This window comes from Brevibacterium sp. Z349TD_9 (assembly GCF_056173565.1).
In genome coordinates, this window is sequence record NZ_CM149680.1 from 498,629 (window position 1) to 524,430 (window position 25,802).

At 68.0% G+C, this 25,802-nt stretch carries 26 protein-coding genes; 14 read left to right on the forward strand and 12 right to left on the reverse strand.

Annotated features, from left to right (window positions below; all coding sequences use genetic code 11):
* Positions 1 to 83: 83 nt before the first annotated feature.
* The 7 genes from AC0VYB_RS02145 to AC0VYB_RS02175 all read left to right on the forward strand — a co-directional run bounded on the left by AC0VYB_RS02145 (position 84) and on the right by AC0VYB_RS02175 (position 5,632).
* On the forward strand, positions 84 to 1,163 hold the full coding sequence (locus AC0VYB_RS02145; RefSeq protein WP_095375063.1) for a glycosyltransferase family 2 protein: 1,080 nt from the start codon (positions 84 to 86) through the stop codon (positions 1,161 to 1,163).
* Positions 1,160 to 1,996: a hypothetical protein gene (locus tag AC0VYB_RS02150; protein ID WP_095375062.1), complete on the forward strand. Its 837-nt coding sequence runs from the start codon at positions 1,160 to 1,162 to the stop codon at positions 1,994 to 1,996. The genes AC0VYB_RS02145 and AC0VYB_RS02150 overlap by 4 nt, the downstream gene beginning before the upstream one ends.
* A 69-nt stretch (positions 1,997 to 2,065) precedes the next feature.
* Entirely contained in the window at positions 2,066 to 2,524 is a 459-nt protein-coding gene (locus tag AC0VYB_RS02155) for a DUF3151 domain-containing protein (protein ID WP_095375061.1), read from the forward strand.
* Entirely contained in the window at positions 2,521 to 3,276 is a 756-nt protein-coding gene (locus tag AC0VYB_RS02160) for a class I SAM-dependent methyltransferase (RefSeq protein ID WP_095375060.1), read from the forward strand. The genes AC0VYB_RS02155 and AC0VYB_RS02160 overlap by 4 nt, the downstream gene beginning before the upstream one ends.
* A gap of 192 nt (positions 3,277 to 3,468) precedes the next feature.
* The gene (locus tag AC0VYB_RS02165) at positions 3,469 to 4,071 is read left to right on the forward strand and encodes a hypothetical protein (protein ID WP_095375059.1); all 603 of its coding nucleotides are present in this window, start codon (positions 3,469 to 3,471) and stop codon (positions 4,069 to 4,071) included.
* Positions 4,071 to 4,769 (forward strand): RES family NAD+ phosphorylase, encoded by a 699-nt coding sequence (locus AC0VYB_RS02170; RefSeq protein WP_095375058.1) that lies wholly within the window; start codon positions 4,071 to 4,073, stop codon positions 4,767 to 4,769. Before AC0VYB_RS02165 ends, AC0VYB_RS02170 begins: the two co-directional genes overlap by 1 nt.
* A 269-nt stretch (positions 4,770 to 5,038) precedes the next feature.
* Positions 5,039 to 5,632 (forward strand): MarR family winged helix-turn-helix transcriptional regulator, encoded by a 594-nt coding sequence (locus AC0VYB_RS02175; RefSeq protein ID WP_475384996.1) that lies wholly within the window; start codon positions 5,039 to 5,041, stop codon positions 5,630 to 5,632.
* A gap of 14 nt (positions 5,633 to 5,646) precedes the next feature.
* Here AC0VYB_RS02175 and AC0VYB_RS02180 read toward each other — a convergent pair whose 3' ends face one another.
* From AC0VYB_RS02180 to AC0VYB_RS02200, 5 genes are all read right to left on the reverse strand, one after another.
* Positions 5,647 to 7,875: an MMPL family transporter gene (locus AC0VYB_RS02180; RefSeq protein WP_475384997.1), complete on the reverse strand. Its 2,229-nt coding sequence runs from the start codon at positions 7,873 to 7,875 to the stop codon at positions 5,647 to 5,649.
* Between the two features lie 189 nt (positions 7,876 to 8,064).
* Positions 8,065 to 9,546, reverse strand: coding sequence for a catalase (locus AC0VYB_RS02185; RefSeq protein ID WP_453984896.1), 1,482 nt, complete (start codon positions 9,544 to 9,546; stop codon positions 8,065 to 8,067).
* Between the two features lie 246 nt (positions 9,547 to 9,792).
* Complete coding sequence (crcB, locus tag AC0VYB_RS02190) at positions 9,793 to 10,170, reverse strand: fluoride efflux transporter CrcB (RefSeq protein WP_475384998.1); 378 nt, start codon at positions 10,168 to 10,170, stop codon at positions 9,793 to 9,795.
* On the reverse strand, positions 10,167 to 10,763 hold the full coding sequence (locus AC0VYB_RS02195) for a fluoride efflux transporter FluC (RefSeq protein WP_475384999.1): 597 nt from the start codon (positions 10,761 to 10,763) through the stop codon (positions 10,167 to 10,169). The genes crcB and AC0VYB_RS02195 overlap by 4 nt, the downstream gene beginning before the upstream one ends.
* 229 nt (positions 10,764 to 10,992) lie before the next feature.
* On the reverse strand, positions 10,993 to 11,322 hold the full coding sequence (locus AC0VYB_RS02200; protein WP_475385000.1) for a nuclear transport factor 2 family protein: 330 nt from the start codon (positions 11,320 to 11,322) through the stop codon (positions 10,993 to 10,995).
* 154 nt (positions 11,323 to 11,476) lie between these two features.
* Between AC0VYB_RS02200 and AC0VYB_RS02205 the strand changes: the two genes are divergently transcribed.
* From AC0VYB_RS02205 to crtI, 3 genes are read left to right on the forward strand one after another with little or no spacing between them, the layout of a single operon-like run.
* Positions 11,477 to 13,000 carry an SDR family oxidoreductase gene (locus AC0VYB_RS02205; RefSeq protein ID WP_475385001.1) on the forward strand — a complete coding sequence of 508 codons (1,524 nt, stop codon included), beginning with the start codon at positions 11,477 to 11,479 and terminating at the stop codon, positions 12,998 to 13,000.
* A complete protein-coding gene (locus AC0VYB_RS02210; RefSeq protein WP_475385002.1) occupies positions 12,997 to 13,908 on the forward strand; it encodes a phytoene/squalene synthase family protein in 912 nt (303 codons plus the stop codon). The genes AC0VYB_RS02205 and AC0VYB_RS02210 overlap by 4 nt, the downstream gene beginning before the upstream one ends.
* Positions 13,908 to 15,506, forward strand: a complete 1,599-nt coding sequence (gene crtI / locus AC0VYB_RS02215; protein ID WP_475385003.1) for a phytoene desaturase family protein — start codon at positions 13,908 to 13,910, stop codon at positions 15,504 to 15,506. The genes AC0VYB_RS02210 and crtI overlap by 1 nt, the downstream gene beginning before the upstream one ends.
* 27 nt (positions 15,507 to 15,533) lie before the next feature.
* Here crtI and AC0VYB_RS02220 read toward each other — a convergent pair whose 3' ends face one another.
* Genes AC0VYB_RS02220 through idi form a run of 5 tightly spaced genes read right to left on the reverse strand, consistent with a single transcriptional unit; the run spans position 15,534 to position 19,606 of the window.
* The gene (locus AC0VYB_RS02220; protein ID WP_475385004.1) at positions 15,534 to 17,144 is read right to left on the reverse strand and encodes an FAD-dependent oxidoreductase; all 1,611 of its coding nucleotides are present in this window, start codon (positions 17,142 to 17,144) and stop codon (positions 15,534 to 15,536) included.
* Positions 17,141 to 17,506, reverse strand: coding sequence for a lycopene cyclase domain-containing protein (locus AC0VYB_RS02225; protein WP_475385005.1), 366 nt, complete (start codon positions 17,504 to 17,506; stop codon positions 17,141 to 17,143). Before AC0VYB_RS02225 ends, AC0VYB_RS02220 begins: the two co-directional genes overlap by 4 nt.
* Positions 17,503 to 17,859, reverse strand: coding sequence for a lycopene cyclase domain-containing protein (locus tag AC0VYB_RS02230; RefSeq protein ID WP_475385006.1), 357 nt, complete (start codon positions 17,857 to 17,859; stop codon positions 17,503 to 17,505). Before AC0VYB_RS02230 ends, AC0VYB_RS02225 begins: the two co-directional genes overlap by 4 nt.
* Positions 17,859 to 19,064 (reverse strand): cytochrome P450, encoded by a 1,206-nt coding sequence (locus AC0VYB_RS02235; protein ID WP_475385007.1) that lies wholly within the window; start codon positions 19,062 to 19,064, stop codon positions 17,859 to 17,861. Before AC0VYB_RS02235 ends, AC0VYB_RS02230 begins: the two co-directional genes overlap by 1 nt.
* Complete coding sequence (gene idi, locus AC0VYB_RS02240; protein ID WP_475385008.1) at positions 19,061 to 19,606, reverse strand: isopentenyl-diphosphate Delta-isomerase; 546 nt, start codon at positions 19,604 to 19,606, stop codon at positions 19,061 to 19,063. The genes AC0VYB_RS02235 and idi overlap by 4 nt, the downstream gene beginning before the upstream one ends.
* 125 nt (positions 19,607 to 19,731) lie before the next feature.
* Between idi and AC0VYB_RS02245 the strand changes: the two genes are divergently transcribed.
* From AC0VYB_RS02245 to AC0VYB_RS02260, 4 genes are all read left to right on the forward strand, one after another.
* On the forward strand, positions 19,732 to 21,018 hold the full coding sequence (locus AC0VYB_RS02245; protein WP_475385009.1) for an adenylosuccinate synthase: 1,287 nt from the start codon (positions 19,732 to 19,734) through the stop codon (positions 21,016 to 21,018).
* A 72-nt stretch (positions 21,019 to 21,090) separates the two neighbouring features.
* Positions 21,091 to 21,357 carry a hypothetical protein gene (locus AC0VYB_RS02250; protein WP_475385010.1) on the forward strand — a complete coding sequence of 89 codons (267 nt, stop codon included), beginning with the start codon at positions 21,091 to 21,093 and terminating at the stop codon, positions 21,355 to 21,357.
* 88 nt (positions 21,358 to 21,445) lie between these two features.
* Complete coding sequence (locus AC0VYB_RS02255; RefSeq protein ID WP_063248954.1) at positions 21,446 to 22,837, forward strand: purine-cytosine permease family protein; 1,392 nt, start codon at positions 21,446 to 21,448, stop codon at positions 22,835 to 22,837.
* Positions 22,838 to 22,909: 72 nt separating this feature from the next.
* Positions 22,910 to 23,566, forward strand: coding sequence for a flavin reductase family protein (locus AC0VYB_RS02260; protein ID WP_475385011.1), 657 nt, complete (start codon positions 22,910 to 22,912; stop codon positions 23,564 to 23,566).
* 69 nt (positions 23,567 to 23,635) lie between these two features.
* Here AC0VYB_RS02260 and AC0VYB_RS02265 read toward each other — a convergent pair whose 3' ends face one another.
* Both AC0VYB_RS02265 and AC0VYB_RS02270 read right to left on the reverse strand, forming a co-directional pair.
* Positions 23,636 to 24,295 carry a GntR family transcriptional regulator gene (locus AC0VYB_RS02265; RefSeq protein ID WP_475385012.1) on the reverse strand — a complete coding sequence of 220 codons (660 nt, stop codon included), beginning with the start codon at positions 24,293 to 24,295 and terminating at the stop codon, positions 23,636 to 23,638.
* Between the two features lie 234 nt (positions 24,296 to 24,529).
* Positions 24,530 to 25,690 carry a GAF domain-containing protein gene (locus AC0VYB_RS02270; RefSeq protein ID WP_475385013.1) on the reverse strand — a complete coding sequence of 387 codons (1,161 nt, stop codon included), beginning with the start codon at positions 25,688 to 25,690 and terminating at the stop codon, positions 24,530 to 24,532.
* Between the last annotated feature and the right edge of the window lie 112 nt (positions 25,691 to 25,802).

Genomic DNA, 25,802 nt, shown 5'->3' on the forward strand with positions numbered 1-25,802 from the left:
CCTCGGCGAACCGGTGAGACCCTCCCCGAGGCTGAGGGCCTCCTGCACGCCCGCCGAGGTGGGGGTATGGGAGGATTGAGAGCGTGCCGAACGTTCTCACCCCCCTCACCCCCGAAGGGCTTCCCCCGCTGGCGGAGAAGCCCGGAGTCTCCTACATCATGCCCGTGCTCAACGAAGCCGAGCACATCAGGCAGGCGATCACGACCGTCCTCTCCCAGGACTACGACGGCGAGAAGGAGGTCGTCCTCGCCCTCGGCCCCTCGACCGACGACACGGACGCGATCATCGCCCGCATGGCGCAGGCCGATCCGCGCATCCAGACCGTCGACAATCCCGAGGGCGCCACTCCGATCGGACTCAACCGCGCGATCCGGCACACCCGTCACCCGATCGTCATCCGCGTCGACGCCCACTCGGGCCTCGAACCCGACTACACTCGCCAGGCCATCGAGACCCTGCGGGAGACGCAGTCGGCCAACTGCGGCGGGCTCATGCGCGCCCGCGGGAAGTCGGCCTTCCAGAAGGCCGTCGCCCGCGCATACATGTCCCCGATCGGACTCGGCGGACCCGCCTACCACTCCGGCGACGAGGCGGGGGAGTCGGAGTCGGCGTACCTCGGCGTCTACCGCCGGGAGGTGTTCGACCACCTCGGCGGGTTCGATGAGGACATCCGACGCGGACAGGACTGGGAGCTCAACCTGCGCATCCGCTCGGCCGGGGGACGGATCTGGTTCAACCCGGACATGGAGGTCACGTACTGGCCGCGGGGCACCTGGTCGAAGATCGCCCGACAGTTCTGGGCGACGGGCATCTGGCGTGCCGAGCTCATCCGGCGGTACGGGTCGAAGAACTCGCTGCGGTACTTTGCGCCGCCGCTGCTCGTCCTCGGCATGTCCGCGAGCGTCATCGAGGCCCTCCTCCAGCTGACCGGGCGCACGAAGCGGTGGCCGAAGCCCGTCCGGCGCTTCACCTCACTCGTCCACGTCCCCAGTCTCACGTATATCGCCGGCATCGTCGCCGCCGCGGGAACCGCGAAGGACTGCGGACGCCGCGAACGGTTCTGGTTCGGCCTCATCCTCCCGACGATGCACCTGTGCTGGGGGGCGGGCTTCCTCCGCGGCCTTGTCACCGGCGCCGGTTCGACGAAGGACGGCAGCCGATGAGCGAGGACCGCATCCCGATGCCCGAACAGCCGGAGCCGAAGAAGTTCAACGCGCCCCTGTGGGCCGGTGCCGTGGTCGTCGTCGGCCTCATCATCGTCCTCCTCGTCAACGTCTTCGGCGACAAGGACACGCTCACCGTCGACGACCTCAACCCACCGGCCGTGGCCGCCCTCGACGGCGGCTCGGAGGTCTACCCGCCGAACTCGGAGCTCGCCTTCACCGAGAACGTCAAGTTCGGCTACCTTCCGGCCCCGACGCTGACCACCCTCGACGACGGCACCGTCGTCGCCGCCGACCCCGAGACCGCCGCCGAGACGCTGGGACTGCCCGACGGCCTCGGCGGGCTCACCGTCGATGAGTTCGAGGACAGGACGATCAAACCCCCGCGCGAAGGCACCGAACCGGGCACGCCGATGACGTGGCAGCAGGTGCTCGACGCCGTCGCCGGCAGCACCGTGGTCGTGCCGCTCATCCCCGACACGGCCACCGCGGAACCGGCCCTGGCCGCGATCGCGAAGGCGGACATGGCGGCCTCGACGATCGTGCGCACCGCCGACGCCGAGGTGGCCCGCGCCGCCGCCGATGCCGGGATCGCTGCGATGTTCGTCGGGGATCCGACCGCCACGGCGGAGACGGAGCTCGCCGATCAGGGGTACACGATGGTCGCCGTCGACGCCGCCGATGCCGGTGACTGGACGGACTCGGGTCTGGGGGTCTGGGCGACCGGAGTCGCGGACAAGAAGCAGCTCGACGAGCTCGCCTCACAGGGCGTCATCGGTGCGCTGGCGACGAACCCGTACGCGGTCCTGCCCTCGACCGTGAAGACGAACTGAGTGTGACACGATGACCGGGGACCCGCCTCGGCGGATCCGCACCGCTCGCCCAACGAACAGGAGACGACCATGACGCAGCCCATCGGCAATCCCTCCCACATCGGCAACCTCGATGCCGGGCAGCTCGGCCCGCAGCCGACGTTCCTGCCCGACGACCACCCCGACGTCGAGGCGAAGCGCCGCCTCGATGCCGGTGAGGAGGCCCTCGACATCGTCGCCGACCTCCCCGCCTCGTCGCTCGCGTGGGCGGTGCTCGCCGATGAGGCCCACGCCGAAGGACGACTCGTCGACTCCTACGCCTATGCCCGTGTCGGCTACCACCGCGGGCTCGACGCCCTGCGCGCCGCCGGCTGGCGCGGCGCCGGTCCGATCCCGTGGTCGCACGAGGTCAACCGCGGGTTCCTCCGCGCGCTCTATGCCCTCGGCCGCGCCTCGGCGGGGATCGGGGAGAGCGAAGAAGCCGCGCGCATCGAGGAGTTCCTCCGCTCCTCCGACCCGGCCGCGATCGACGCCATCGTCGCGGGGTGAGCACTTCCTTCGACGATCTCATCGCCCTCGGCGCCGACGCCGACGTCACCGGCTGGGACTTCGCATGGCTCGAGGGCCGCGCCACCGAGGAGCGGCCCCCGTGGGGCTACGCCCGGCAACTGGCCGAGAGATTGGCTGCCGCCTCGGCGTCGCTCGACATCCAGACCGGTGGGGGAGAGGTCCTCGCCGAGGCGGCTCGGTTCCCGCCGACGGCGGTGGCCACCGAATCGTGGCCGCCGAACATCGCACGGGCCACCAGCCTCCTCCATCCCCGCGGGGTGGTCGTCGTCGCCGATCCCGACGAACCCCCGCTGCCCTTCGCCGATGCCGCCTTCGACCTCGTGACGAGTCGACACCCGGCGACGATCTGGTGGGAGGAGATCGCTCGCGTGCTCCGGCCGGGAGGGATGTACTTCGCCCAGCACGTCGGTCCGGCGAGTGTCTTCGAACTCATCGAGTTCTTCCTCGGCCCCCAGCCTCAGGCCAGGCGGGCGCGGCACCCCGAGGACGAGGCCGCTGCCGCCGAGGCGGCGGGCCTCAAGGTCGTCGACCTCCGGACCGTGGACCTGCGCATCGAGATCCACGACGTCGCCGCTGTCGTCTACCTCCTGCGCAAGGTCGTCTGGTGGGTGCCCGGCTTCACCGTCGAGGGATACCGGGACCGCCTGCGCGAACTCCATGAACGCATCGCCTCCGACGGTCCGTTCGTCGCCCACTCGACCCGCAATCTCATCGAGGCGCGGCGGGTCTGAGGCGCGTCCCCGAGGAGGATCGAGTGCGAGATCGGGCTGGGATTCGAACCGGATCCTCCTCGGGAAGGGTGCTTGGTCGCCCTGCCGGGCTGGCTTCTCGCCGCCTCGGCGACGCCCAGTGGCTCGATCGGTTCCATTCGTGCAGTTAAGGCAATAGAATGGAATGCACGATACGCACGATTGGAGTGGGTGATGGGCGCAGTTTTCGGGTCGTGGGCGGACGCCGAGGGCGGACAGCCGGTCCACGACACTGTCGAATCTCTGCGCGCTTCGCTCAGAGGACTCTCTCCCCACGCTGCGATCACCCGTCTGGACGAACTCGAAGACGATCTGCGCCTCCTGCGATTCGAGGTGCTCGAGGGCGAACTGCAGAGCAGCATCGCGGACGCGCAGCCGAGCCCGGCCATCGCTGCGGGCTTGGCGGCATCCCAGCGACGACTGGCCGCGCTCGAGGGCAGTGACGAGACGCGTCTGCTCAGCGCGGGTGAGATGGCTGAGTATGTCGGCCGCGGTCGCAATTGGGCGGCTCAGCGCGCCAAATCCGGCAACCTCATCCGCGTCGAGCATGCAGGAAGGACGCTCTACCCCGCCTTCCAGATCGATCCCGAAACCCGAGCCGTCCGTGATTGGGTCGCTCCGATGGCTGCCGTGCTCGACGAGCTCGGATTAATGGGGCGAGACTTCGCGATCTGGGCGGCCGCGCCCTCTCCGAGGTTCTCAGGCGACCTGCCGGCGCGGCGCGCGGGAGACTCCGACTTCCTCTCCACGGCAGCGGCCGCCCTCGCGGACGCCTGATGGCGCGACCGGTGGCGACGCCGCCAGACCCTTTCAAGCCCGCCGAGGACCTGGTTCCTGCAGGGACCGTTCTCCTGCGCGTGTACTCGCCGGGACCATCGAACCGTGCGCCGAACGACTTCAATCCGGGAACGTCCTTGGCAGTCCGGGCGACGCAGAAGGGCGATGTCTTCCCAGTTTCGCGGTTCTCGTTCTTCCTCGACGATGCAGTGCCCGCGAGGCCGGTCCCGACGCTCTATGCGTCGCCCTCGGAGAACGTCGCGCTCTGGGAGATGCTGCTTCGCGACCGCGCGCCTGACGACACCGATGCCCTTCCACGCGCGCTGTTCCGCGGTCGGGTGTTGGCACAGGTCCGTGCGAGCCGGGACCTCAGGGTGGCCTCTCTGGCGGGCGCTGACATGCACACTTTCAACCTGCCGCCGGATGAACTGACATCTCCCGGGTCGGACCGATATGCGGAGACGATTCCGTGGGCGCGCACCGCCTGGCGAGCGGGCTTCGACGGAATCCGCTATGTGTCGCGGCGAGATCCCTCAGGGCTGGCCTTCGTCTTCTTCGACTCGGGGCGATCGGCCCCTGTGTTCGAGAGAGCCCGCCCGGGGGACCTGCTGCAGTCGTTCGACGACCTCAGTGACGATGGCGGCTTCGACTGGCTTGCGGCCCGACTCGCCCGTTGGGGCATCGTCGCTGAACTCTGACCTGCCGACGGAGCGAGGAGTGGGGGAGCCAGAGGCTGCGGTGGGTCGACGCGGCGAGTGTGAGGACTCGCCACCGAGGAGGACCGGGTGCGAAAACCAGCCCGGTTTCGAACCGGATCCTCCTCGCGGAGGCAACCGACGGTTGGGCGAGGGCAGACTTGGGCGCTCCTGGCGGCGGAGGTCGAGCCTCGGGCCCGCGCTGTAGCATGGGTGGGAGACTCACGGGGTGCGATGGGCCCCGGAATGACGAGGCAGAGTGGGAGCAGGGCGTGGCGAGCGAAGCCGTCGAGAGATCGGCCGTCTATGACGTCGACGCCAGCGACCCGCAGCAGAGCCTCGTCGACCGCTCCGGCATGGACCCCGCCGACGTCGAGCAGATCACGGAGCTCATGACCGCCTTCGGCGAGCTCCGCGACACCGAGCAGGAGATCTCCGAGGCCTCCCGCCGCTATATGCGCCTCGGCGCCACGGACATGAAGGCGCTTCATTACCTCATCGTCTGCCGTCATCGCGACATCCTCGGCACACCCGGCGGGATCGCCGCCCACCTGACCATCTCACCGGCGGCGACGACGAAGCTCCTCGACCGCCTCGAACGCGGCGGCCACATCACCCGCGCCCCGCACCCCCGCGACCGCCGCGCCCAGACCGTGTCGATCACCCCGGAGACCTACGCCTCGGCGATGGAGACCGTGGGACGCCAACAGGCCAAGCGCTTCCACGCCGCGGCCAGGCTCACCCGCGACGAACGCGACGTCGTCATCCGCTTCCTCCGCGACACCCGCAACGAGATCGCCCTGGGCGGTGAGGACTGGGCCGATGCCGCCACCAAGGCGGACGGCCCTTCCTCCGTCGACGACTGAGATCGCACGGACCGTCAGTGCTCGGCGAGGAGCCTCGTCGCCTCCCGGCGGGACCGCGGTGGTGTCTCTGCCGGCTGCTCCTGGGTTCTCCGAGCCAGCCGCGAGGGCCACCACAGTCGGTCGCCGATCCAGATCGCCAGCGCCGGCACGAGCAGAGTGCGCACGACGAGCGCGTCGAGGAGGACGCCGAGGGCGACGATGATCGCGAGCTGGAGGAGGAACTGGATCGGGATGACGACAAGGGCGGCGAAGGTCGCGGCGAGGACGATGCCCGCGCTCGTGATCACCCCGCCGGTCACCGATAGACCCCGCAGCGTGCCTTCCCTCGTGCCGTGCGCGAACGATTCCTCCCGCACGCGGGTCATGAGGAAGATGTTGTAGTCGATGCCGAGAGCGACGAGGAAGACGAACGCATAGAGCGGCACCGAGGGATCCGACTGCGGCTGACCGATGACCTGGAAGATGAGCGCACTGAGCCCCAATGCCGTGCCGAAGCTGAGCACCGTCGTCGCGAGGAGGACGAGCGGAGCGACGAGGGAGCGCAACAGCAGGGCGAGCATGATGGTGATGACGACGAGGACGATCGGGATGATCACCGTTCGGTCCGCCGACGAGGTCTCATTGGTGTCGAGGTCGACGGCGGTGGTGCCGCCGACTGCCGCATCAAAGGGTGCCAGCTCGGCACGGAGGTCGCGGATGGTCTGCTCGGCGGCAAGGGAATCGGCAGGGTCGGCCAGCGTGACGGAGAACATCAGCTCACCGTCGATGACGGTCGGTTCGACCGCCGGGACCTGAGCACCGCCGGGGACACCTTCGCCCGGGCCTGCGCTCGCGACATCACCTGAGGCATCGACGGGAACCGTCCCGGCCGGTGAGTCCTGGGCGATGAGCGCGAGCTCGTCGACACCGGGGGTCCCGGCGATCGCCTCGGCGACCTCCTGCCGATCGGACTCCGGGGCGAGCACATACGCCGGCGAGCCCGAACCGCCGGGGAAGTGCCGGTCGATGACGACCTGCCCGTCGCGGGCCTGGGACTCGCCGAGGACGAACTCGCTCTGCGGGACGCCCTCGGCGTCGAGAACGAGAAGACCCCCGCAGCCGAGGACGAGGACGACGGTGACCCCGGCGGCCGTCCGCTTGGGACCGGCGGCGACGGTACGGCCGATGCGGGCCCAGAGCCCTGTCGCCTCGGCGCCGGTGAGGACCCGGTGGTCGGAGCCGAACCGGGGAGCCCGGGGCCAGAACGCGACGCGACCGGTGACGGCGAGCAGCGCCGGGAGGAAGGTGAGCGAGGTGAGTATGGCGCAGACGATGCCGATCGCGGCGACCGGGCCGAGAGCGGAGTTCGATCCGAGGTCGGACAAGAGCAGGCAGAGGAGACCGGCGATGACGGTGCCGCCCGAGGCGGCGATCGGTTCGAGCACACCCCGGACGGCACGCAGGCCTGCGGCGAAGGACGACCGATTGTCGCGCAGCTCCTCCCGGTAGCGGGCGATGAAGAGCAGGGAGTAGTCGGTGGCGGCGCCGATGACGAGGATGAAGAGGATCCCCTGCACCTGGCCGTTGAGGGTGACGAAGCCGGCCCGGGCGAGGGCGACGTTGATGAGGACGGCGGCGCAGAGCGCGGTCATCGAGGAGAGGAGGACGAGGATCGGCAGCAGCGGTGAACGGTAGACGATGACGAGGATGACGAAGACGACGGCGAGGGCGACGAGGAGGAGGATGCCGTCGATGCCGCTGAACGCCTCCTCGAGGTCGGCCGACAACCCGGCGGGTCCGCTCACCCACACGCCGAGGTCGTTCGGCAGGATCTCCTGCGCCTGCGCTTCCAGGGCGGTGACGGCGCCGCCGACCTCGGCGTCGGAGGGGACCGCGACGATGATCTCCGCGGCCTGTCCGTCCTCGGACGGGATCAGCGGAGACGCTGACGCCCCGGCGACGCTCTCCTCGGCGGTGTCGGCGAGTTCTGCGAGACCGGAGAGATCCGCCTCGGTGAGGCCGTCACGGCGTTCGGCGACGATGATCGCGGGGACGGCGTCGGAGCCGGTGAACTCCGTGATCTCGTTCTGCACGCGGGTCGATTCCGCGCTGTCGGGAAGGTAGCTCGACCGTTCGTCCGAGGAGACCTCGCTGATGTCGCCGAAGCTCGCACCGCCGAGGCCGAAGACCGCGAGCCAGGCGAGGATGAGCACGATGGGGACGACGATGCGGAGGGCGCCGGGTGCCCCAGGGGAGTCCTGCATGCCAATAGTATTTCACCAAGTTAACTAAATTTCCAGACAATGAAACGCCCGAGTCCCGATCCGCTCCCGGGGGAGGCGGATCGGGACTCGGGCGCTTGGGTCTGTCGGAGGCTCACCAACCGGCCGGGGTCAGCCGCCGGCGGTGGGCCGGCTGCTCACCTGACCATGGGTCGGGCGACCGTGGGGGCCTCAGCCCTTGCGGTAGCCGTCCTCGATGGCCTGGCCGACCTCCTCGTCGATGCTCTTCCAGTACGCGAACACGTTCGACAGGACCGGTTCCTCGAGGTCGGACTTGAGCATGTCGACGACGGTGTTGACGAGTTCGGCCCGCTCGGCATCGGTGTAGACCTCACGGACGAGCGTGTGGGCCTGACCGAAGTCGTCGTCGTCCTTGTGCAGGGTGTAGGCCATGCGGACGAGTTCGCCGTCGGACTCCCAGCCGTTGTCGACGACGCCCTGCGTGTCCTGGAAGGCGCGGCCGTACGAGTTCGGGGCGTACACGGGAGCAGCACCGGTGTGGTGGTACTGCATGTGGCCTTCCTTGTCGTAGTTGTTCGTCTTCGTCACTGGCGCGTTGACCGGCAGCTGGTTGAAGTTCGTGCCGATGCGGTTGCGGTGCGCGTCGGGGTAGGAGAACACGCGGCCGAGCAGCATCTTGTCCGGTGAGACCCCCGTGCCGGGCACGGTGTTCGACGGGCTGAACGCGGCCTGCTCGATCTGCGCATAGTGGTTGATCGGGTTCTGGTTGAGGGTGAACCGACCGACCTCGATGCGCGGGTAGTCGTTCTTCGACCAGGTCTTGGTGAGGTCGAAGGGGTTGAACCGGTAGGTCTTCGCGTCCTCGAAGGGCATGATCTGGACGTGCAGCGTCCACGACGGGTAGTCGCCCTTCTTGATCGCCTCGAAGAGATCACGGCGGTGGATGTCGGCATCCGAACCGGCGAGCTTCTCGGCTTCCTCGTTCGACATGTTCTCCACGCCCTGGTCGGTGAGGAAGTGGTACTTGACCCAGAACTTCTCCCCGTCCTCGTTGACCCACATGTACGTGTGCGAGGAGTACCCGTTCATGTTCCGCCAGGTCTTCGGCAGGCCGCGGGGTCCCATGAGGTAGGCGACCTGGTGGGCGGATTCGGGGGAGAGTGACCAGAAGTCCCACTGCATGTTCGGGCTGCGCAGGCCGGAGTCGGGCAGGCGCTTCTGCGAGTGGATGAAGTCGGGGAACTTCATCGGGTCGCGGACGAAGAAGACCGGCGTGTTGTTGCCGACCATGTCGAAGTTGCCCTCTTCGGTGTAGAACTTCAGCGCGAACCCGCGGACGTCGCGCCACGAGTCGGGGGAGCCGAGCTCACCGGCGACGGTGGAGAAGCGGGCGAGCATCGGCGTGGTCTTCCCGGGCTGGAGGAAGTCCGCCTTCGTGTACTTCGAGACGTCGCCGGTGACGACGAACTCGCCGAACGCACCCGAGCCCTTCGCGTGCGGGCTGCGCTCGGGCACGCGCTCCCGGTCGAAGCGGGCGAGCTTCTCGACCAGCGCGACATCATGGAGCAGGAGAGGTCCGTCGGGTCCCACGCTCAGCGAGTGCGCGTCCGATTCGCGCTTCGCCCCCACCTCGGTGGTCGAGGGCTTCTTCGGATCGAACCACTGGTCGACTTGTTCTTCAGGCGTAGGCATATCAGTTCTCCATTCACATCGGTGTTGAAGAGGAGTGACCACCGCGCGACGACCCGCCGCACGGGCACCTCTGTCCTCACTCTAGGACCGCGCCGACGACTCGGCAAAGGGAGTCAGAGAGTTCCCATCCAAGTGGCAGGGGGCGAGTGGATCCGTGGGCGTCCGCGATATTTAAGCAACAGGTGTGTTGTCGAAAGACGACAATTGTCGCCGAGGTTGTCGACAATTCCGTGGGGCTGTTGCGGTTCAGACCATTCCGCCCAGCCACAGTCCGACTCCGGCTGCCCCGGTCGCGATGACGAGGGTGCCGAGCGCACTGATCGCGCTCGCCGCCCATGCGCGCTCCTGGACGAGGCGGACCGTCTCAAAGCTCGCCGTCGAGAACGTCGTGTACCCGCCGAGGAATCCCGTGCCGACGATGAGGAACCACTCCTCGGGCAGCATCTGACCGGCAGCGAGTCCGGCGGCGAAGCCGAGGAGCAGCGAGCCGGAGACGTTGATCGCGATCGTTCCCCACGGAATCGCCCCGCCCATCCGTGACTTGATGAGCCCGTCGACGACCATCCGGGCCACCGCGCCGAGGCCGCCGGCCACGGCGATCGCGGCGAAGAGAAGCGGGGTCATCGCGGGCCTCCCTCACTATGGTCCAGGCTGTCTTCCGACTCGGGGAAGTCAGCCTGCTGGGCTCTGGCCTCGGGGGAGGCACCGCGGTCCTGTCGGTTTCCCACCTCGGGGGAGGCGCCCAGCCGGTCACCCACCTCGGCGGTGTCGGGGTCGATGGGCAGTCCGACACCGACCCGCGGTTGGCCTGACCGGCGGGTGAGCGAGCCGAGGACGATGCCCGCCCACGTCGCCATCCCGCCGAGGATGACCGTGGCCAGACCGTAGCCGATGCCGGTGCCGACTCGCCCCTCACCGAGGAGGCCCGCCGTGTCGACGGCGAGAGCGCTGTACGTCGTGAACCCGCCCATGAACCCGGTGCCCAGCAGGATCCGGACTCTCTGCCGCCACCCCTCGTCGGGGCCGAGACGGGCGAGGCTCTCGAGGAGGAGGCCGAGGAGCAACGCGCCGAGGAGGTTGATCCCGAAGATCGCCACGGGAACCCCGCCGAGGGAGGGGATCGTGAGGCTGAGCGCTTCGCGGGCGGCCGTGCCGAGCGTCCCGCCGAGGAGGGCGGGGCCGAGGAAGGAGGCTCGCAGGTGCACGGGCCGACTCATGCGCGCTCCGCCTCGGCGGGCTGATCAGGGACGACGCCGACGACGATGCGGGGCCGAGGGGGATTCGCGGGGGCGGTGCCCATGGTCTCTCCTACCTTTCGGGCATGCTTGCGCCGGTCGAGGTAGGGACTGTTGTCGGTGATCCGAGGTTGGGTACGGCGAGCCCCACCGCCGTGACGCGCAGGCGTCACTGTCATTGTGGCACATCTGCGCCGAGGCGGTGCCGGGCTCAGCCCTCGCGGATGGTCATCGAGGTGATCTCGTGGCCCGAGGTGATGAACGTGAACGCCGAACGGCCGTTGGCATGGTTCGATCGCCAGTCGCCGATGACGGTCACGGCGTTGCCGTCGACGTCGACCCGTTCGGGGGTGAGTGTCGGCTTCGAGCCGATGAACTCGGTGTCGCTCCACGCCTTGATCTCGTCGCGGCCGGTGAAGGTCCGGCCCCAGTCGTCGACGGTGGCCTCGGGGGAGAGGGCGGCGAGGAAGCCGGCGTCGTCGTGGGCGTTGACGATGTCGATGAAGTCGGCGACGGGCTGGGGGATCGGGGTCTCGGTCATGGTTCCTCCTGGAATCGGCTCGACCGGATGCCGGCAGCTTGGCGGCAGGGTAGTCTGTTCCCATATTCTCGCATGAGAGGCTTCGCAACGGCCCTCGTGCAGGTTCGCATCGAGCCGCAAAGGCGCGGCCCATCACACCGTCAGCGAGGACCCGATGGCAGCGACCGACCTCACCGAGACCATCCCGTCCGCGCGCCGTCCCCGGTCGGTGCTCGTCCTCGGCGCCACCGGCTACATCGGCGGCCGCCTCGTCCCCCGGCTCCTCCAGGCCGGTCACTCCGTGAGCGTGGGCGTGCGCTCTCCGGACAAGCTCAGCGCCGTTCCGTGGGCCGACGAGGTCACCATCCACACCGTCGACCTCGACGACGGCAGCGGACTCGGGACGGCGATGGAGGGCATCGACGTCGTCTGCTATCTCGTCCACTCGATGAGCTCCGGCCGCGACTTCGAACAGCGGGAGGCACAGGAGGCGACGCGGCTCGTCACGGCCACAGCAGCCGCCGGAGTCCGGCAGATCATCTACCTCGGCGGCCTCCATCCTGAGACGGCGAAGTTGTCCGCCCACATGCGCTCGCGGGCGAAGGTCGGGGAGATCTTCCTGAACTCGAGCACCCCGGCGATCGTCTTCCAGGCCGGGATCATCATCGGCTCCGGGTCGGCGTCGTTCGAGATGATCAGGCACCTCGCCGACGCCCTGCGGTGGATGCCCGCCCCCGACTGGGTGGCCAACCGGGTCGAGCCCCTGTCCGTCCGCGACGTCCTCTACTACCTCGTCGCTGCCTGCGACCTCCCCGAACCGGTCAACCGCGCCTTCGACATCGGGTCCGGAGACGTCCTCACCTACGCCGAGGTGATGAAGGACTTCGCGCGCATCCGCGGTCTGCCCCCGCGTCACGTCATCGCCCTCCCGCTGCCGGCCCCCACGCTCTCGGGCATCTGGGTCGGCTTGGTCACTCCGCTGCCGTTCGCCCTCACCCTCCCGCTCGTCCAGTCACTCCAGGAGGACGCGGTCACTCGCAACGACGACATCGACACCGTCATCCCACCGCCGAGTTCGGGACTGCTCAGCTACGACCAGGCGGTCCGGCTCGCCCTGCGTCGGGAATCGGAGGGGGCGGTCGCGACGAACTGGGACGCCGATTCGGGAGAGCTCGAACAGGCGGCGAAGCCGCTGCCCAACGACCCGCAGTGGGCGGGCAAGAAGGCATTCGTCGATGACCGCCGACGGCTGCTGCCGGACCTCAGCGTCTCCGACATCTGGCCGGTCATCGTCGGCATCGGCGGACGCAACGGCTGGTATTCGTGGCCGCTGGCGTGGAAGATCCGCGGCGTCTGGGACAAGATCGTCGGCGGGGCCGGCCTCAACCGGGGACGCCGTCTGCCCGATGTCCTGCGGGTCGGCGATCCCGTCGACTGGTGGCGGGTCGATGAGATCATCCCCGACCACACGCTCCTCCTGCGCGCGGAGATGAAGGTCTCCGGCGATGCCTGGCTCGAATTCACCGTCAGCCAGCTCGGACCCGACTGCGAGTACCGGCAGCGGGCGATCTTCTTCCCCCGCGGCATCCGCGGTCGCCTCTACTGGGTGTTCGTCTCCCCCTTCCACCGGTTCATCTTCCCGGCCATGGCCCGCAACATCGAACGCGCCGCCCGGCGCAACGAGAGGCGGCGGCGATGAGCGGGCGATCGCCGCTCGAGACCTACTCGCGGACGGCAGAGCGCGCAGCGAAGACCGTCATCGACGGCTACTCGACGTCGTTCGGCACGGCGACGGCGCTGCTGGGGCCCTCCCACCGTGCGCATGTCCGCAACATCTACGCCCTCGTGCGGGTCGCCGATGAGATCGTCGACGGAATGCCGGCCGGCGCCGGGATGGGACCGGCCGAGGTGGAGGAGATGTTCGAGGACTTCGTCACGGAGACCTTTCGGGCACTCGCATGCGGGGTGAGCGCCAACCTCATCATCCACGCGTTCGCCCGGACTGCCCGGCACACGGGGATCGGCTCGGATCTCATCGACCCCTTCTTCACCGCGATGCGCTCCGACCTCGATGTCCACCGACCGACCGGGGACACCGCAGAGGCCCCGGTGCGCTGCTTCGCCCCCGACGAGCACGCCGACTACGTCTACGGGTCCGCCGAGGTCGTCGGCCTCATGTGCCTGCGCGTCTTCCTCCACGACAACCCCCGCGGCCCCGCCGAGTCCGCCGTCCTCGAATGCGGTGCCCGCCGCCTGGGAGCGGCCTTCCAGAACATCAACTTCCTCCGGGACCTCGCCGACGACCATGACCGCCTCGGCCGCAGCTACCTCACGGAGGAACCGCGCCTGAGCGCACGGGCCCGGGACGACTGGATCCGCGCCATCCGGGACCAGCTCGCCGACGCGCAGGCCGCGATCCCGCTGCTGCCCTACGACGCCCGACTCGCCGCCGGCGCCGCCACCGCCCTCTTCCGCGCCCTCATCGACGAGATCGCCGCCTCCCCGGTCGAAAGGCTCTACCGCGAACGGATCCGCATCCCCGCCCACGTCAAAGCGCGGCTCCTCGCACGGTCGACGCTCGGCACCCTCCGCGGTCGGAGTTCGTGATGGCGCAGGTGTGCATCGTCGGAGCCGGCGCTGCGGGCCTGGCGAGCGCGGCGCTGCTCGCCCGTGACGGCCACCGCGTCGACGTCTTCGAACAGAACGCCGAGGTGGGCGGGCGCATCGGGAGAATCGACAGGGAGGGGTTCCGGTTCGACACCGGTCCATCCTGGTATCTGCTCCCCGAGGTCTACGACCACTTCTTCGCCCTCATGGGCACGAGCACGGACGCCGAACTCGACCTCGCACCCCTCGACCCCGCGTACACCGTGTTCACCGACCCCCGGGCGGCTGCGGCCCGCAGCGTCACCGCCGACGCGGCGCCGGTGACGATTCCCCGCGGACTCGACCGGGTGCTCGAGGTCTTCGACTCGTTCGAAGCCGGATCCGGCGGGCGTCTGGAGCGGCATCTGCGCTCGGCCGCACACACGAAGGCGCTGGCTCTGAGGCTCTTCCTCTACAACCCCTTCACCTCGCCGCTCTCCGTCCTCGACCGATCGGTCATCGGATCGCTGCCGACCGTGGCCCGGCTGCTGACCGAGAGCCTCGCCCGACGGGCCGAACGGGTCGTCGTTCACCCGCGTCTGCGCCAGATCCTCCAATACCCCGCCGTCTTCCTCGGCACAGATCCGCGTCGGGCACCCGCGATCTACCACCTCATGAGCTCCCTCGACCTTGACGACGGGGTGGACTACCCGATGGGCGGATTCCGCACGATCGTCGACGCGCTCACCCGTGTCGCCGAACGTGCAGGCGCCCGCATCCGCACCTCGGCGGAAGTCGAGGAGATCGAGACTCAGGCACCGGAGGGCGGGCGACCGCGCGTCACCGGGGTGCGATGGAGCGATGCCGACGGTCGCCGGCGTCGCACCCCCGCAGAGATCGTCGTCTCCGCAGCCGACCTCCACCACACGGAGACCCGGCTGCTTGACCCGGCCCTGCGCGGCCATTCCGACGCGTGGTGGTCACGGGTGACGAGCGGACCCGGGGCGGTCCTCGTCCTCCTCGGCGTCACCGGCGGGCTTCCGCGCCTGCCGCACCACTCCCTCCTCTTCACCCCGGACTGGTCGGAGAACTTCGATGCGATCTTCGGGCCGCACACCGGAGTGCCCCACCCGGCATCGCTCTACGTCTGCCGCCCCAGCGCGACGGATCCGAGCGTGGCGCCGCCGGGATGCGAGAACCTCTTCGTGCTCGTTCCCGTCCCCGCCGATGCCGGGCTCGGAGCCGGCGGTCCCGACGGCACCGGTGACCCGCTCATCGAACGCACCGCCGATCGGGCGATCGCCCAGATCGCGGCCTGGGCAGACATCCCCGACTTGGCCGAGCGCATCGTCGTCCGGCACACGATCGGTCCGACCGACTTCGCCAGTGACTACCATTCGTGGCTCGGCGGCATGCTCGGTCCCGCCCACACCCTGCGCCAGAGTGCGATGTTCCGGGCACAGAACCGCTCCCGCACCGTCGACGGCCTCTACTTCGCCGGGGCGACGACGGCACCGGGGGTCGGGGTGCCGATGTGCCTCATCAGCGCCGAGGTGGTGCTCAAACACATCCGCGGCGACTCGAGTCCCGGCCCGCTGCCGGTCGGCGACGACGTCTAGGGCCACCTGCCCACGCCGCCTGCCCCGTCAGTGCCGTCGCATCCGCCCGAGCAGTCCGCGTCGGAGCAGTCCGCGCCTGAGCAGTCCGCGCGGCGGCGGGGACCAGAGGTCGGCTCCGGCGACCCGCCACCGGGCGAGCAGGGCGTTCGCAGCCTGCGCCCCGGTCGTCGCCGCCCGCTCCATGAGAGCGACGGGCGCATCGCAGCGCACCCAATCCCCGGCGAGGACGAGTCCGGGCAGCGGGGTTCCGACGCCGGGTCGTTCGTGCCATGGGCGTGGGTCCGTGAGTCCGCAGTCGTCGCGGATGAGCAGCTGCGACTCACAGGCGACCAATCGCGACGTCTCCGGCCAGACCGTGTGGAGGTCGGCCAGCAGCCGGTCGGTGATCTCCTTTTCGGTCCCCGGGCCCAGGGACAACGCGTCCGAGGACGCCCCGCCGTGCGGCATCGCGGGCTGCGGAAGTGCGGCCTCGGGCAGGGCGTAGGCATGGAGTTCGACCACGGACCCGCCGTGGTCGCGTGTCCACCGGGCGGCTCCGGCCTCGAAGCGATCGACGACGGAGACGTTGTCGAGGAGATTGAAGCCGCTCGTGCCGAGGAACGCGGGCCGGTCGGAGTTGACGGATCCGTCGAACCACAGCCTGAGCACGGCGAACGGTGGGGCGCTGCGGGTCGCGGCGACCCGGCTCAGCCACTCGACCTCCGACGGTGCGTCCGGGCGCAGTGTGGAGACGAGGCTGCGGGCCGAGGCCGGATCCGCGGCGAGGACGACGGCGTCGGAGTCGATCTCCCCGCGGTCCGTCGTCACCGTCCACGTCGTGGGTCCCCGTTGCAGCGCCGTCGCCGTGCGCCCGGTCTCGATGCGCACCCCGAGAGCGCTCAGGAACTCACCGAACGGCGCCCACAGCGCCGTGTCGTAGTCGTCTACGGGGACGTCGAAGAGGAGTCCCTCGGAGGAGCCGGCGAAATACGTGTGGAACATCGCGACGAGTTCACCGGCGGAGAAGTCGTCGGGATCGGCGAAGAACGACCGGGCGAAGACCTCGAGCGCGAGGTGTCGGGCCTCGGCGGGGAAGCGCAGCCGATCGAGGAAGGCCGCCGCCGATTCGCCGTCGTACCGGGAGAACGACGCCGGGAAGTCGACGTCGATGAGCTCGATCGCCGCGTCGATGTCGACCTCGGCGAGCGCCGAGAGCGGGAAGGTCGGGCTCGTGAGGACGAACCCGGCGAGGTTGAACGGCGGCGTCCTGGGGATCCCGGCGAACGAATCGGTCGCACCGCCTCGGCGGGTCAGGGGATAGTCGGCGATCGGGCGGAGTCGGGACAGATCGGGGTCGGTGCGCCGGAGGAGATCGCGGAGGTTGTAGTACTGCCGGAAGAAGGCGTGGAATCCGCGGCTCATCGTCCGCTGTCCGTCCAGCGGCCACGCGCTCACCCTCCCGCCGAGGCGGGGGCCGGATTCGAGGAGCACGACGTCGACCCCGCGTTCGGCCAGCACGGCGGCGGCGTTGAGTCCGGCGATGCCGCCGCCGACGACGGTGACACGCTTCGGACGCAGCGGGCGGGCCCTCCCGGGAGGGGCAGGCAAGAGGACGGCATGCCGGTCGCGGGGGCGGGGGTCGTGATCGGTGCGGTTCATGTGTCAGCCTCGGTGCCGGAGCCGATGTCCGCCTCGGCGGGGGAGTCCGTGCCGGCCCTCCGGTTGAGGTGCCACTGCCAGAGCATGAGGACCGCGGTGATCATCGCGAACCCGAACCCGAAGTCCTCGATCGGGATGTCGAAGGGGAAGCGGATGCCGGAGAACATGTCGGGGTTGTAGACGACGATGGGGGCGCTGAGCTTCGTCAGCCAGCCGTCGACGAGGCACTGGAACGCAAGGCAGATCGCCAGCGCGATCCAGTACTGGGCGCGGCGGAAGATGCCGCTGCGGAACACGACCCCCTCGAGGACGATGACGAGGACGATGCCGGCGACCGTCATGACGGTGTATTCGGGGATCATCGGTTCCTCCTCCGCTCGGCCGCGCTCGCCCGCCGGCGCCGGACGCGGGCGAGCATCGTGCCGACGGCCTCATAGCTGAGCAGGGCGCAGACGGGGATGACGATGAAGAAGACGAGTTCCTCCAGCGGCAGGGCGCCGAACTCGATTCCGGTGACGAACTCCGGACTGTACGTCCAGTGGTCCCGGGCGATCGCGATGAGGTCCCAGACCGCGAAGACGATGACGACGGGCAGCAGCGCGGCGAGGAGCAGTCGCCACCTGCGGTAGACGCGGGCGGAGAAGACGAATTCGAGTGGCAGCGTGATGAGCACGCACGCTGCCATGAGCGCCAGATACTCCCAGTGGCCGAACATCAGCGCCGCCGCGGACGGGACGGGACGGTGAAGCCGAGGTCGAGACCGCGCAGGTGGGCGCCGGCGGTGACGGATTCGTAGCCGATGACAGGGGTGGTGAGGAGGGTGGGTTCGCACGCGAGGAGGCGGTGGAGGAGAGCGTCGGTGACGATGAGCGCCAAGGGCTGACCCGGGCACCGGTGCGCCCCGTCGCTGAAGCTCAGCCCCGCCGGAAGCACGGTGCGGGGGCGCCCACGCTCGCCGCGGTGCTCGGCACGGGCCGGGCACACCGCCTCGGCGTCGGGACCGAAGGCTTCCGGATCGACATTGGCCGCGGCGACGTCGATGTCGACGAGGTCACCGGTCCGGATCGTCGTGGTCTGCCCGTCGCCGTCGATCGTGAGGTCCTCACGCGCACGCCGGTAGAGGTGAGCGACGATGGGCTCGACGCGGATGATCTCCTCGAGCAGAGCGAGCCGGACATCCCGGGCTGCGCCGAGGTAGTCCCGGCGCAGCCGATCGTCCGTGAGCAGCCGCCACGCGGCGAAGGAGATGAACTCCCGCGTCGTCACCATGCCCGCGGTGCCGTAGGTGACGCATTCGACGAGGATGTCGGCGGTGCTCGAGCCTGCATCGATGAGGTGGGAGATGACGTCGTCGCTTGGGGTGCGGCGGTGCGCTCTGATGGCGGGCAGCACGTCGGCGAGGTGGAAGGCGGCAAGCGGAAGTAGACCGTTGACGGCGGCCTGCAGCCATTGGCGTCGGGTCCGACCCCAGTTCGGTGCGGCGAGGTCGACCGGGGGCTGACGGAAGAACGCCGTGAGGCGGGAGGCCAATGCGGGCACCGGTGCCTCGGTGAGGCCGACGATGCGTGCGGTGACGCCGACGGTGTAGAGCAGAGCGGCGTCGTCGAGGCGACAGCGGCCGGCGACGACGGCCTCATCGACGATCGCCTGAGCGGCCGACGCGATGTCGTCGGCGTAGCGGTCGTCGATGACGGCGGGGGCGAAGAACCGGGCGAGGGCGCGCCGCTGGGAGTCGTGGGCGGGACCGTCGGAGATGAGGATGGGACGGTGCCGGAACCAGCCCTGCGGGATCCGCTCCGCGGTGAAGCCGGCCTGAGCGGTCGCATGGCGGGCACGGAGGATCGCGCGAGCCGCCGCGAAGGAGCGGACCCGGTGGACGCCGGCGGCAGAGCCGGGGTGCACGACGTCGGTCTGGCTCATGTCCTCAGGCTCTCGAGGACACCGGCCGCGAACTGGTCGACCATCCACGGGCTGAAGACGAACGGGGCGGCACGCAGCGCCGTACGGACCTCAGTGATCGGAGCCCATTGCCATTCGGCCACCTCGGCGGGGGAGGGGTCGAGCGGGGAGGCGATGCGGGCGACGTAGACCGGGCACACCTCGTTCTCGACGATGCCGCTGGCATCGACGGCACGGTAGCGGAAGTCGGGGGCGATGACGCGCAGAGCGGTCACGGTGGTGCCGAGCTCCGCGGATGCGCGGCGGATGATCGCATCCTCAACGCTCTCACCGGGGGCAGGATGCCCGCAGAAGCTGTTCGTCCACACCCCCGGCCATGTCGTCTTCGTCAGCGCCCGCCGGGTGAGGAGGACGCGTCCGTCGTCGTCGAGGAGGTAGCAGGAGAACGCCGAATGCAAGGGGGTGTCGGTGGTGTGGACCTCGGCCTTGAGCATCGAACCGCGGCTGCGACCTGCCTCGTCGAGGAGGACGACGCGTTCGGCAGCAGTGTCGGGAGTCGTCATCGACCATCAGCTCCTTCGTCCGCAGCCTCGTCAGCCCCAATGCTACCGGTGCGGGGTCATGTCGGGGCCAGCACGTAGACTGTGGTGGTAAAGATCCCCTTTTCTCTCCTGAGGTGAACACACTCATGCCAGCAATCGTTGTCGTCGGCGCTCAGTGGGGCGACGAAGGTAAAGGGAAGACCACCGACATCCTCGGCACCAGCGTCGACTACGTCGTCAAGCCCAACGGCGGGAACAACGCGGGTCACACGGTCGTCGTCGGCGGTGAGAAGTACGAGCTCAAGCTCCTTCCCGCGGGCATCCTCTCCCCGAACGTCACCCCGGTCATCGGCAACGGCGTCGTCGTCAACCTCGAAGCGCTGTTCGAGGAGATCGACGCCCTCGAATCCCGCGGAGCCGACACCTCGAAGCTGCGGATCTCGGCGAACGCGCACCTCGTCGCCCCCTACCACCAGACCCTGGACAAGGTGACCGAGCGCTTCCTCGGCAAGCGGGCGATCGGCACGACCGGGCGCGGCATCGGCCCGGCGTACATGGACAAGATCGGGCGTCTGGGCATCCGCGTCCAGGACATCTTCGACGAATCGATCCTGCGGCAGAAGATCGAAGGGTCCCTGCACCAGAAGAACGAACTCCTCGTCAAGGTCTACAACCGTCGCGCCGTGAGCGTCGACGAGGTCGTCGACTACTTCCTGCCCTACGTCGAACGTCTGCGGCCCTACGTTGCCGAGACCGAGCTCATGCTCAACGACGCCCTCGACCGCGGTGAGGTCGTCGTCATGGAGGGCGGCCAGGCGACGATGCTCGACGTCGACCACGGCACCTACCCGTTCGTCACCTCCTCGAACCCGACGGCCGGCGGGTCGTGTGTGGGCTCGGGCATCGGACCCACGCGCATCAACCGCGTCGTCGGCATCGTCAAGGCCTACACGACGCGCGTGGGCGCCGGTCCCTTCCCGACCGAGCTCTTCGACGAGATGGGCGAATACCTGCAGAAAGCCGGCGGTGAGTTCGGCGTCAACACCGGACGCCCGCGCCGCTGCGGCTGGTACGACTCCGTCATCGCCCGCTACGCCTCCCGCGTCAACGGGTTCACCGACTACGTGCTCACGAAGCTCGACGTCCTCACCGGCATCGAGAAGATCCCCGTGTGCGTGGCCTACGAAGTCGACGGCGAGCGTCATGACGAGATGCCGGTGTCGCAGACCGAGTTCCACCATGCGAAGCCGATCTTCGAGTACTTCGACGGCTGGACCGAGGACATCACGAAGGCTCGGACCTTCGACGATCTGCCGGAGAACGCGCAGAAGTACGTGCTCGCACTCGAGGAGCTCTCGGGCTGCCGGATGTCGGTCATCGGCGTCGGTCCCGATCGCGAACAGTCGATCGTGCGACACGACCTGCTGGACTGAGGTCTCAGCAGAACTGAACACTGAGGGCGGGGCCGACAGACGATGTCGGCCCCGCCCTTCACAGTCTGCACAGTGATTCTCGGCATCGTCGAACATCAGAACGATCTCGTCGGTTCCCGTCGCCGTGTGGATTCGGGTCAGGAACTCGCCTGTGTCCTGCATCTCGACGTCGATCTTCTCGTCAGCCATTCCGACCTCCCAATGCTGGTACACGTGACGGCTCTCTTTTCAGCACAGACTCGGTCGGCAAGCACAGTTTCGGCGCTGTTCCGAGCGGGCGATTACCTGTCTCGACGACGCGCGGAACTCCGCGGATCGTTGCTCGTCGCGGCCGAATGAAAAGGGTCCGACGGTATTGTGACCAAAGATATATTGGTGATATATTTCACGACACTGCACTTAACGCAGCCGTGCAATGGAGGTCATGATGACTGCTACACCCGAGCTTCAACCTAAATTCGTCGAGAAGCGAACCATCGACTACATCCCGCCGTCCGAACGTCACGGACGCCCGATCTCCCTGCTCTTCGTGTGGTTCGCCGCGAACAGCTCCATCACCGCTCTCGTCACGGGTGCGCTCATGACGATTCTCGGGAACTCGGCGCTGTGGTCGATCCCGGCGATCCTGCTCGGCAACATCCTCGGCGGGTACATCACCGCTCTGCACTCGGCGCAGGGACCGCAGCTTGGGGTGCCGCAGATGATCCAGAGCCGGGCACAGTTCGGCTTCTATGGTGCGATCCTGCCGCTGGTCCTCGCACTCTTCATCTACATCGGCTTCTATGCCACGGGGCTCGTCCTTGGAGGTCAGGCGCTCGGGCTGCTGTTCCACGTCTCGCCGCAGATCGGTGCGATCCTCTTCGCGGTCTTCTGTGCGCTCTCGGCCATCGTCGGCTATCGCTGGATCCACCGGTTCTCGCACCTGCCGGCATTCCTCAGCGCCATCGTCTTCGTCTGGCTCATCGTCGTCATGGTCACGGGCGATATGGGAGAGTCCATCACGGCGAGCAACGGATTCGCGATGGCTCCGTTCGTCCTCGGCGTCTCGCTCTCCGCCTCGTGGCAGCTGACCTTCGGCCCGTACATCGCCGATTACAGCCGCTACCTGCCCGAGACTACCTCGCAGAACGCCACCGTCGGGTGGACGTTCCTTGGCAGCGTCCTCGGTGCGAGCCTCGCGATGACCGTCGGCGCCTTCGCCGCGTTCCTCGGCGGTGACGCGTTCAGCGGCAGCGAGGTCGGCTACATCACCGACCTGGCAGGGAAGTTCGGCGTGATCGTCCTCCTCGCGGTCATCCTGGGCAAGCTTGCCGGGAACACGCTCAGCGCCTACGGCGGGTTCATGTCGATCACGACGATCGTCTCCGCCTTCACCAAGCAGAACCATCTGAAGTCGTACACGCGCACGCTGTTCATCCTCGGCGTGACCGCGGTGGCGCTTGCCATCGCCCTGGCCGCCTCGGAGAACTTCCTCACTGTGTTCCAGAACTTCCTGCTCTTCCTCCTCTACTTCATGACACCGTGGTCGGCGGTCAACCTCGTCGACTTCTACCTGGTGCGCAATAAGAAGTACGACATCAAGGGCCTGTTCGACCCGAATGGGATCTACGGGAAGTTCAACTGGATCGCCTACGTCGCCTACCTCGCGGGCGTCATCGTCCAGATCCCATTCATGAACAGCGCAATCTACGTCGGACCGATCGCCTACCTGCTCAATGGCGCGGAGATCGCCTGGATCCTCGGCGTCGTCGTCTCCGCCGTGCTCTACTACCTCATGACCGGAAACCTGCGCCGCCGGGTCAAGGCCGCCGCAGCCTGAGCCTGGCTGCCGCCCCGGCCTTCGGTGCCGGCACCATCTCTTCCACTTCGAACCCAACAAAGGAAAATCCAGATGAAATACGATCCTTCGTCGAAGAACCGTCCCCTCGAACATTCGCCGTTCAAGGCGCTGACGGTGCCGCGTCCCATCGGCTGGCTCTCGAGCGTGAGCGCCGATGGAGTCGAGAACATCGCTCCCTACAGCCAGTGGCAGAACCTCACATTCGATCCGCCGATGGTGATGTTCGCGGCCAACCAGTACCCCGATGGGCGTCGCAAAGACACCGTGCTCAACGCCGAGGAGACCGGCTGGTTCGTGTGGAACATGGCCACCTGGGATCTGCGCGAACAGGTCAACATCAGCGCCCAGGTGATGGATGCGCACGAATCCGAGTTCGACCAGATGGAAGTCACCCGTCGCTCCGCCGACCTGTCAGCGACGCCGATGATCGCAGAGAGCCCGTTCCAGTACGAGTGCAAGTACATCTCCACCCACCGGCTGCCCGGCAACTCGAAGGTGGGCTCGATCGACATCGTCTACGCCTCGGTCGAGCGCATCCACCTCAACGATGACTATGTCTCGGCGGAAGGCAAGATCGACATCCTCAAGGCCAAGCCGATTGCGCGCATGGGCTACTTCGACTACACGGTCGTGACCGAGACCTTCGAGATGCGCGTGCCGGGTGCCGATGGGGACGCACAAGCGGGGTTGTCGGGAAACCCGACCTGACCGGGAAGGCTCCGGCTGGGTCAGCGGACTGAGCCGGCAGGCGAACCCGTTGCGGCGCAGATAGCTGAGTCAGGCCATCTGCGCCGCTCTCGTTGCATAGTCGACCAGATAGTCGTTGAGATCGTAGGCGGCTTTCTCTGCCGCGTCAACGTCCATGTCCGCCGCGCCTCTGAGCATGCGCAGATGGCAGCCGGAACTGGCTGCGATCTCCTTCTCGACATCGACGACGTTGGAGATCCAGTAGCGTCGAGAGAGGTTCTGCAGCGGAAGCAGAGATTCGATGAGGTAGGTGTTCTTGGTGGCGGCTGCCAGCAGTTGATGAGTTTCGCGGATGGTCTCCGCGTAAGTCGGAAAGTCGGATCCGATCTGCTCGAGTTGCGCGGCCAGAGATCGCATCTTGCTGCGCTGGTCATCTGAGGCTCGTCTGGCGGCGAGGCGGACGGCGACGACGTCGAGCTCTCTGCGGACTTCGAGGATACGCAATTCGGTCTCATACTCCAGAGAGGGAACGTAGATGCCTCGGCGGGGTCGGATGGTCACCATGTGCTCGCGTGCGAGGCGCTGCAACGCCTCGCGGATGGGTGTCCTGCCCAAGCCGGTCTTCTCCACGAGTTCGGGCTCGGTGATGTAGCTGCCGGCAGGAATCGACCCACTGATGATCATGTCTTCGATGACACTGTAAGCCTGTTGGGAAAGAGTCAACTCTGGTGAACCGTTCTTCGGAGTCAAGGGGTGTGCCTCAGATTTTACTTCACCGAATCTTCACGGGTTGCAGACAAAAGCGGCTGCAGTGCCCGATAAGCATCGGCGTCGTGACCGCGTTGGCGAGCACCGAAAGAACGTTGCGAATGCGCTGTCCCTGGTGGCTCGGCGCGGTGGGAAACTAGCCGTCGCTCAGGAGTGCCTCTTTCGTGCTTCTCGGTCTCTCAGCCGATTCTGTTCCCCGGCGGCGTCGTGACCGGTCTAGTCCACCCGCGCGTCGACGCCATCGGCCCATCGGTACGGTCGGGTGGCGAGCAGCGCCCCAACCGAGCGGCGCAGACGAGACACCTCGGCGCGGACGGTGACCAGATGGTCGCCGTCCCCGTAGAGGCGCTGGCTGAGGTCGGCGGCACTGATACCGGCAGACCCCGCCGAGGTGACCGCCGCCAGAATCTGCGCCCGCCGTGGCGTGAGCGGAACGACCAGGGGTTCGGTGCCGGAATGGATATCGAGAACGGGTGGATCCTGCTTCGTCCGCAGAGTCACCGAGGCGCGACGGTCGCCGGTGGGCCGCAGCAGCCATCCACCGGTGATCTTCTCCGGCAGGCACAGACCGGCACCGGGGATGAGGATCGAACGGTCAGCGGCCGGCACCTCGATGCGGTCGCGGCTGCGCACTCCCTGCTGATAAGCCACCCATCCGGCATCATCGACGACGAGGGCCGGACCGGATGTGCCGGCGAGCATGGCCGACATCCGATCGCGCAGAGTGTTCAGTGCCTCCTGCTGAGCGATCATCAGCCGGGCTTCGGCCAGACGTACGGCCGTAGTCACCAACGACTGCACAGCAGGATGAAGAGTCATCGCCGGACCGCTGATGTCGACGACTCCCAAGAGAGTCCCGTCATGCGGGTCGTGCACGGGCACGGCACTGCAGTACCAAGGGTGCTGAGAGGCCTCAAAATGTTCGGCGGAGAAGAGCTGGACGGGTGCCTCCTCGGCCAGCGCCGTGCCGATGGCGTTCGTACCGACCTTGGCTTCGGACCAATGCGCTCCTTCGACGAATCCGAGCTCATCGGCTTGCCGTCTGGCGGAAGCCGCACCATCTCTCCACAGAATGACTCCATCGGCATCCGTGACGACGAGGATGAACGGCGCGGCGTCGGGAGCCCGCAACAGCACTGAGCGCATCTCATCGACGACCAGCCTCAGCCGTGACATCCTCCGCCGAGTCTCCAGCTCGGCCCCATCGGCGACGATCCGCGCATTCGCGCCATCCGGGTCCAGCCCCAAGCGCAGCATCCGATCCCACGAGCGCCTGACCAGCGCGCGCGGTTGCACCGGCGGCGACGCCCCGGTGATCACAGCATCGTGAATGCGTGTCAGATCTCTGGCGAGATGCGCCAGATCCGGCTGAAGCATGCCTTGAGTATAGGACGGGAACGCACCCCTGACCATGGGGTCGAAGCTCTGGTGAGAATCCCGGCACAGCGTGGTCCATGCAATCCGGTGCAACTCTTTTGAACCGGGAGTG